Below are 7,441 nucleotides of genomic sequence, written 5' to 3'. Positions count from 1 at the left end.
TGGCACCGCGGCGGCGGCCACGCCCGGCGCCGCCCCGGCAGCCACCCCGCCCGCGGCCCCACGGAAGCCCCGGGCGCTGACGAGCGTCCAGCCCTTTCCGCTCACCGCCGTGACCCTGCTCCCCGGCGCCTTCAAGGACAACCAGTCCCGCAACACCGCCTATCTGCGCTTCGTCGACATCGACCGGCTGCTGCACACCTTCCGCCTCAACGTCGGCATCGCCAGCAACGCCAAGCCCTGCGGTGGCTGGGAGAGCCCGACCACCGAACTGCGCGGCCACAGCACCGGCCACCTCCTGTCCGGTCTCGCCCTGACCTACGCCAACACCGGCGACACCGCGCTCCTCGACAAGAGCCGCAAGCTGGTCTCCGCGCTCGCCGCCTGCCAGGCCAAATCCCCGGCTGCCGGCTACCGGACGGGCTATCTGTCGGCGTTCCCCGAGAACTTCTTCGACCGGCTGGAGGCCGGTAGCGGGGTCTGGGCCCCGTACTACACCATCCACAAGATCATGGCCGGACTGGTCGACCAGTACCGGCTCGCGGGCATTGCCGAGGCCCTGGAGACCGTGCTGCGCCAGGCCGCCTGGGTCGACACCCGCACGGCGAGGCTCAGCTACGACCAGATGCAGCGCGTCCTGGAGACCGAGTACGGCGGCATGAACGACGTCCTCGCCGACCTGCACGCGATCACCGGCGACAGCCGGTGGCTGAAGGTCGCCGAGCGCTTCACCCACGCCCGCGTCTTCGACCCGCTCAGCCGGAACGAGGACCGGCTCGCCGGACTCCACGCCAACACCCAGATCCCCAAGATGGTCGGCGCCCTGCGGCTGTGGGAAGAGGGTCTGGACAGCCGCTACCGCACCATCGGCGAGAACTTCTGGAAGATCGTCACCGACCACCACACATACGTCATCGGCGGCAACAGCAACGGCGAGGCCTTCCACGAACCCGACGCCATCGCCGCCCAGCTCAGCGGCAGCTGCTGCGAGAACTGCAATTCGTACAACATGCTCAAGCTGGCCCGGCTGATCCACTTCCACGCGCCCGAGCGCACCGACCTGCTCGACTACTACGAGCGCACCCTCTTCAATCAGATGCTCGGCGAACAGGACCCCGACTCGGCCCACGGCTTCAACATCTACTACACGGGCCTCGCCCCCGGCTCCTTCAAACAGCAGCCGTCCTTCATGGGCCCCGACCCGAACCAGTACTCCACCGACTACGACAACTTCTCCTGCGACCACGGCAGCGGCATGGAGACCCACGCCAAGTTCGCCGACACCATCTACACCCGCGGCGACCGCAGCCTCCTGGTGAACCTCTTCATCCCCTCCGAGGTGCGCTGGCAGGAGAAGGGCATCACCTGGCGCCAGACCACCGGCTTCCCCGACCAGCAGACCACCACCCTCACCGTCAGCTCCGGCGCGGCCTCCCTGGAACTGCGCGTCCGGATCCCCTCGTGGGCGTCCGGGGCCCGCGCCACACTCAACGGCACCAGCCTCCCCGACCAGCCGAAACCCGGCAGCTGGCTGATCATCGACCGTCAGTGGAAGACCGGCGACCGGGTCGAGGTGACCCTGCCGATGAAGCTGCGGCTCGAACCCACCCCCGACGACCCCGACATCCAGGCCGTGCTGTACGGGCCCGTCGTGCTGGCCGGGGCGTACGGCACCGTCACCGGCATGACCATGCCGCGCCTCAAGCAGGACTCCGTGGTCCAGCAGGCCACCAGCCCGATGCGTTTCACCGCCACCGCGGACGGGCAGAGCGTCACCCTGCTGCCCATCGCCCGCGTCCACCACCAGCGCTACAACGTGTACTGGCTCACCGGGCAGCCCCCCACGCCGCCGCCAGCCTTCGCCGCCTGGTACCGCTTCGACGAGACCTCCGGCACCACCGCCGCCGACGCCACCGGCCGCGGCAAGACCGCCCGGCTCACCGGCGGCGCCACCTGGACCACGGGCCGGACCGGCGGCGCCGTCGCGCTGAACGGCACCAACGGGTACGTGACCCTCGCCGACGACCTCCTCGCGGGCGCCACCGCGTACACGGTCGCCACCTGGGTCCGGCTCGATGGCACCCCCGCCCAGTGGACCCGGATCTTCGACATCGGCACCGGCGTCACCGCCAACATGTTCCTCACCCCGATCGCCGACTCCGGGAAGCTGCGCTTCGCCATCACCGCGGGCGGAGGCGGCGCCGAGCAGCGCATCGAGGCCGCGCCGCTGCCCACCGGCCAGTGGACCCACGTCGCCGTCGCCTACGGCAGCGGCACCGCCGTCCTCTACGTCGGCGGGCGCGAGGTCGGCCGCAACACCCGCGTCACCGTCGAGCCGGTCCACTTCGGCAACCACATCCGCGCCGCCTACCTCGGCAAGTCGCAGTACCCGGACCCGTACCTCAAGGCCGCGTACGACGACTTCCGCGTGTACGGCCGGACACTCAGCGCGAATGAGGTCGCCACCCTGGCAGAAAGCTGACAAGCTCGGGCGGGCGGGCCACGGCCTGCCCGCCCCCGAACCGATCGGCATGGACAAGGACGACGTACATGGCCCACCTCGCGGCGGAGAACCGCTACGACTCCATGCAGTACCAGCGCTGCGGGCGCAGCGGTGTGCTGCTGCCGAAGGTCTCGCTCGGCCTGTGGCACAACTTCGGCGACACCCATCCGCTCGAGACCCAGCGCGCCGTGCTGCGCCGCGCCTTCGACCTGGGCGTCACCCACATCGACCTGGCCAACAACTACGGGCCACCGCCCGGCAGCGCCGAGAGCAACTTCGGCACGGTCTTCGCCCAGGACTTCCGTCCCTACCGCGACGAGCTGTTCATCGCGAGCAAGGCCGGATACCTGATGTGGCCCGGACCGTACGGCGAGTGGGGCTCGCGCAAGTACATGCTGTCCAGCCTCGACCAGTCGCTGACCCGCATGGGCCTGGACTACGTCGACGTGTTCTACTCCCACCGCTTCGACCCGGACACCCCGCTCGAAGAGACGATGGGCGCGCTCGACAGCGCCGTACGGCAGGGCAAGGCCCTCTACGCCGGGCTGTCGAACTACCCGCCGGAGGCCATCGCGGAGGCGGCCGCGATCCTGAAGGAGCTGCGCACCCCGTACCTGATCAACCAGCATCCGTACTCGATGCTCCAGCGCGGGGTCGAGGGCGGGGTGCTGGAGGCCTCCGCCGCGGCCGGCGCCGGTGTCATCGCCTTCTCGCCGCTCGCGCAGGGCCAGCTCACCGACCGCTATCTCAACGGTGTGCCCGCGGACTCCCGCATGGCGCTCGGCCACTTCCTCAAGCGCGACGCGCTCACCGAGGAGCGGCTGACGCTGCTGCACGCCCTCAACAAGATCGCCGGGGAGCGTGGCCAGACCCTCGCCCAGCTGGCGCTCGCCTGGGTGCTGCGGGATCCGCGGGTGGTCTCCGTGCTGATCGGCGCGAGCAGCGTCGCCCAGCTGGAGCAGAACATCGCGGTCCTGGACTCGCCCGGCTTCAGCGACGCCGAGCTGGCCGAGATCGACCGCCTCTCCGCCGAGGCGGGCGTCGAGATCCCCTGACCGGGCGCTTCCCGTCCCCGCTCCCGGGCTTCCTGCACCGGGAGCGGGGACGGGCGGGCCTCAGCGGCCGGTGAAACGCGGAGCGCGCTTCTCGCGGAACGCGGCCATCCCCTCGGACTGGTCCTCGGTGGCGAACAGCGCGTGGAAGGAGCGCCGTTCGAACAGCAGCCCCTCGCGCAGCCCCACCTCCAGCGCCCGTTCCACCGCCTCACGCGCCGCCATGGCGGCCGGTTTGCCGTAGGAGGCGACGGTCGCGGCGATGGCCGCCGCCTCCGCCGTCAGCCGGTCGTCGGGGACCACCCGGGAGACCAGCCCGGCACGCTCCGCCTCCTGCGCGCTCATGGTGCGCCCGGTCAGAATCAGGTCCATCGCCTTGGCCTTTCCGACCAGTTTCGTCAGCCGCTGGGTGCCGCCGATGCCCGGGATCACGCCCAGTTTGATCTCCGGCTGACCGAACGTGGCCGATTCTCCGGCCAGGATGATGTCGCACATCATCGCCAGCTCGCAGCCGCCGCCCAGCGCGTAGCCGGACACCGCGGCGATCTTGGGGGTGCGCAGCGCGGCGAAGGCGTCCCAGCCCGCGAAGTAGTCCTCGGCGAACATCTCGACGGACGTCTTGGGCTCCATCTCCTTGATGTCGGCGCCCGCCGCGAACGCCCGCTCCGAGCCGGTGATCACGAAGCAGCCGGTCCCGGGGTCGCGGTCCAGCGGCCGCAGCGCCTCGACCAGTTCGGCCAGCAGGCCGCTGCTGAGCGCGTTGAGCACCTCGGGGCGGTGCAGCGTCACGGTGACGACGCGATCCTGTCGCTCGATCTTGATGAAGTTCACGGTGTCTCCCTTTCCGGGGTTCGGTCTACGAGTCCCAGATGGCGCCGTACGCGGGGATCCCGCGGCACTCCAGGCCGTGGACCACCTGCCAGGTGAGTTTCTTGTTGGAGATGCAGATGACGGCCTCGGCCCCGAAGTCCGCGTACGCGGCGTGGGCGAGCCGGACCATGTCGGGCTTGCCGTGTTCGGAGGTGTCCCAGATGACCGCGTCGGGCTGGACGGCCAGGATCTCGCCCACCAGGCCGTCGCCGTAGGTCGTCCGGGGGCTGCGGGTCGCCCACACCAGCCGCGCCGGGACCTCCCGGGCCAGCAGATGGGGGAGGCAGGGACCGATGCCGCTGCCGGTGGCCACGTAGACCACCTTGCGGAACAGCGTCTCGATGTTGGCCACGCCCGCGGTGGTGATGCCCTTCACCCACACCCGGGACGGCGCGTCGTCGATGAACTTGCCCGTCCAGTCCCCGGCGCGGGAGATGGTGAGCCGGAACCCCGACTCGCCGGGCGTCGGCACATTGGCGAACGAGTGCCACTCCCGCAGCGGGCTGCGGCTGATCGCCGTCGAGGACCCGGCGAAGGGCGTCACCCCGTGGTTGAAGCGGGCGAGCGCCACATGGGCGGAGGGGCGTTCGACGGCCACCGGCACCCGGCGCAGCCGCAGCCACGGCAGCGCGATGCTGAGGGTGATCACGGCCAGCACCCAGACGCCCGGCGCCGCCAGCAGCCGCCCGGCGGCCGACCCCTCGCCGGGCGCGTCGAGCGTGGTCAGCACGGTCTGCGCCCAGAAGAGCGCGAGCGCGGCCCAGCCGCCGAAGCGGTGGGTCTTCTCGAAGTGGTCGTGGAACCGCGCCCGGAAGGGCGGCAGCGCGGTGGCCGTGATCCCGATCAGCAGGACGACCAGGGCGTACGAGACGGCGAGCGTCGCGGCCGGGGCGGTGTGCCGGGTCAGCGAGGCCACCAGGGCGAGGAACCAGAGGGTGCCCGCGAGGGCGCCGCCGACGTGCACCCCGCCGAAGTGGTAGACCTTCGCCAGCGTCCACCGGATCCTCAGCGGCCAGCTGGTGGGCGCCGCGGTGGCGATGCGGAAGAGCAGATTGATGACGTACTGCTGGCGGATGACGATGGCGACCGCGAAGTTGACGAGCGCCGCGTCGGAGAGCGTACGAGGCGTCAGGCTCTCGCCCGAACGGGACAGCAGGAACGCCAGGTTGACCGCGAGGACCAGGGCGATGAGGCGGTTGTAGTGCATCAGGCGCGGATGCTTCAGCAGCCCGCGTATCCCCGGTGTCCGGGGCGGCAGCGGCAGGTCCGCGGTGTGCGGCGGCGCTTCGGCGCGGGGTGTGGTCACGACGCGAAATGTGGTCACGACGCCACCTCACCGGCCGTGCGGTGCTCGGCGGCCAGCCGCAGCAGGGCCGACTTGTCGACCTTTCCGCGGCTGGTGAGCGGCAGTGCGGGGAGGGTGTGGACGGCCTCCGGCACGCAGTAGTAGGGGAGTGCCCGGGCCACGGCCTGCCGCGCCGTCTCGGGGTCGACCCGCAGCGGGGCGGCGAAGGACACCAGACTGCGGTCGTCCAGCTTGAGCGTCACCGCGCGGACGCAGCCGGGAACCGCCTCGAGGACGGCCGATACGGAGTCCAGCTCGACCCGGAAGCCCCGCACCTTGACCTGGTCGTCGGTGCGGCCCAGGTGCTCCAGCTCGCCGTCGGGCGTCCAGCGGCCCAGGTCGCGGGTGCGGAACATCAGCCGCCCGCCGCCGAGGAACGGGTCGGGCGCGTACCGTTCGGCGGTGAGCCGCGGATTGTGCAGATAACCCGCCGACACGCAGTCGCCACCGGCCCACATCTCGCCGGTCTCGCCGATGGCACACGGGCGCCGCTCGGCGTCCAGGACGTACACGGTGTTGTTGGGCGTCGGCCGTCCGATGGTCAGCCGCAGTGCCGCCGGGTCATGGCGCTGCATGGTGTTGACGATCGTGGTCTCGGTCGGCCCGCACGCGTTGTAGAAGGTGCAGACCCGGGCCCAGCGGTCGGCGAGCGCGCGCGGACACGGCTCCCCGGCGACGGCCGCGACCTTGATCCGTCCGCACAGCTCCGGGTCGACCGCGCTGAGCACGGTGGGGGTCGCGATGACCACGTTCACCCGGCGCACGGTCTCGGCGATGTCGGCGCCGCGGATGACCAGGGTGGCGCCGTGGCCCAGACAGCCGAGGATCTCCCACGCGGCCATGTCGAAGGCCACGTTGAGGATCTGGGACACCCGCAGCCCGGGCCGCATGCCCAGGTCGCCCGGCTCGGTGAGCAGGATGTTGCACACATTGCGATGGGTGACGGTGACCCCGTTGGGCGCTCCCGTGGTGCCGGAGGTGAACAGGACGTAGCAGCCGTCGTCCGGTGTCACGGGCCGGGCGGGGGCGAAGGGGCGCCCGGTCCCCTCGCCGTCGAAGGGGGCGAACGGGTCGAAGGGGTCGGCCATCGCGGTGTCGATCGGGACGACGGTGTGGCCGGGCGGCGCCGGTATGCGGTCCGCGTAGCCGGACGTCGTCAGGATCACCCGGGTCGACGCCGTACGGATGACGTGGCCGAGCTGGGCCGGGGGCGCCAGGCCCGCGTCCTGCGGCACATAGGCCGCACCCGCCTTCAGGGTCGCCAGCAGCCCGACGAGCATGGGGATGGAGCGCCGGACGAACAGCGCGACGTGGTCGCCGGGGCGTACGCCCAGCCGGGCGAGCCGTGCCGCCAGCCGTCCGGCCTGCCGGTCCAGCTCCCCGTAGGTGATCGTCTCGCCGAGGTGCTCGGCCGCGACGGCGAGTGGGGACGCGGTGGCGTGCCGCTCGATGGCCTGGTGGATCAGGGAACAGGGCGGGGTGGCCACCGGCCCCTGGCCGAACCGCTGGAACAGCCGCCGGTCCGTGCCGGAGAGGTGCCGGAGGGGATCGGCGGGCCACTCCGGTCGTGCGTCCCGATGCAGGGTGTGTATCCGCATATGTCGCCCACTCTCGTTCGACAAGTCGGTCGTTGTTCGGCTGATGGAGCCGGGTGCGGGCACGAAGAGCCCAGGT

General features: G+C 71.3%; 5 protein-coding genes. 2 read left to right on the top strand and 3 right to left on the bottom strand.

Annotated features, from left to right (window positions below):
* Positions 1-2,479: glycoside hydrolase family 127 protein (locus EEJ42_RS02615; RefSeq protein WP_123098413.1), on the top strand; the 2,479-nt coding region annotated here is incomplete at its 5' end.
* A 68-nt stretch (positions 2,480-2,547) separates the two neighbouring features.
* Complete coding sequence (locus EEJ42_RS02610; RefSeq protein WP_123098412.1) at positions 2,548-3,555, top strand: aldo/keto reductase; 1,008 nt, start codon at positions 2,548-2,550, stop codon at positions 3,553-3,555.
* A 60-nt stretch (positions 3,556-3,615) separates the two neighbouring features.
* Here EEJ42_RS02610 and EEJ42_RS02605 read toward each other — a convergent pair whose 3' ends face one another.
* The 3 genes from EEJ42_RS02605 to EEJ42_RS02595 are packed head-to-tail and all read right to left on the bottom strand — an operon-like array spanning position 3,616 to position 7,365.
* On the bottom strand, positions 3,616-4,383 hold the full coding sequence (locus EEJ42_RS02605) for an enoyl-CoA hydratase-related protein (RefSeq protein ID WP_123098411.1): 768 nt from the start codon (positions 4,381-4,383) through the stop codon (positions 3,616-3,618).
* Positions 4,384-4,408: 25 nt separating this feature from the next.
* Complete coding sequence (locus tag EEJ42_RS02600) at positions 4,409-5,728, bottom strand: ferredoxin reductase domain-containing protein (protein ID WP_221179310.1); 1,320 nt, start codon at positions 5,726-5,728, stop codon at positions 4,409-4,411.
* 14 nt (positions 5,729-5,742) lie between these two features.
* On the bottom strand, positions 5,743-7,365 hold the full coding sequence (locus EEJ42_RS02595; protein ID WP_221179309.1) for an amino acid adenylation domain-containing protein: 1,623 nt from the start codon (positions 7,363-7,365) through the stop codon (positions 5,743-5,745).
* Between the last annotated feature and the right edge of the window lie 76 nt (positions 7,366-7,441).

Origin of the sequence: Streptomyces botrytidirepellens, from assembly GCF_003721215.1 — a bacterium.
Taxonomy (GTDB): domain Bacteria; phylum Actinomycetota; class Actinomycetes; order Streptomycetales; family Streptomycetaceae; genus Streptomyces; species Streptomyces himastatinicus.
Note: the sequence above shows the minus strand (reverse complement) of the source record. Positions and strands in the feature narration are given on the sequence as shown.

Excerpts from the sequence above, each read along its gene's own strand:
- EEJ42_RS02610 (WP_123098412.1), top strand. The coding sequence starts at position 2,548 with ATGGCCCACCTCGCGGCGGAGAACCGCTACGACTCCATGCAGTACCAG.
- EEJ42_RS02595 (WP_221179309.1), bottom strand. The coding sequence starts at position 7,365 with ATGCGGATACACACCCTGCATCGGGACGCACGACCGGAGTGGCCCGCC.